This window comes from Vibrio sp. 1288, assembly GCF_033344475.1.
This window is the reverse complement of sequence record NZ_JAWPOX010000778.1, coordinates 1-604: the sequence shown is the minus strand read 5'-3', so window position 1 is coordinate 604 and position 604 is coordinate 1. Positions and strand designations below refer to the sequence as shown.

At 48.5% G+C, this 604-nt stretch carries 1 pseudogene; it reads left to right on the top strand.

The features are described from left to right. Positions 1-604: pseudogene (locus R8O11_RS29315) on the top strand (class I tRNA ligase family protein); the annotation flags it as partial.

Here is a 604-nt window from a genome sequence, read left to right as displayed (position 1 = left end):
ACCGTTCTTGCAAACGAACAGGTTGAAGACGGCTGCTGCTGGCGTTGTGACACTCCAGTAGAGCAAAAAGAGATCCCTCAGTGGTTCATCAAGATCACAGAATACGCGCAAGAGCTACTTGACGATCTAGACAAACTTGAAGGTTGGCCAGAAATGGTTAAGACCATGCAACGCAACTGGATTGGTCGCTCTGAAGGTGTGGAACTGAAGTTTGAAGTGAAAGGTCAACAAGACCTAGAAGTTTACACAACGCGTCCAGACACACTGATGGGTGTGACTTACGTAGGTATCGCAGCGGGTCACCCTCTAGCAACGCTAGCTGCAGAGAACAACCCAGAGCTTGCTGCATTCATCGAAGAATGTAAGAACACCAAAGTTGCTGAAGCTGAACTGGCGACAATGGAGAAGAAAGGTATGGCGACTGGCCTTACTGCTATTCATCCATTGAACGGTCGTGAAGTACCAGTTTACGTCGCAAACTTCGTATTGATGGACTACGGTACAGGCGCTGTAATGGCAGTACCTGCACACGACCAACGCGACTTCGAATTCGCAACTAAGTACGGTCTAGACATCATCCCAGTGATCAAACCAGCAGATGGTA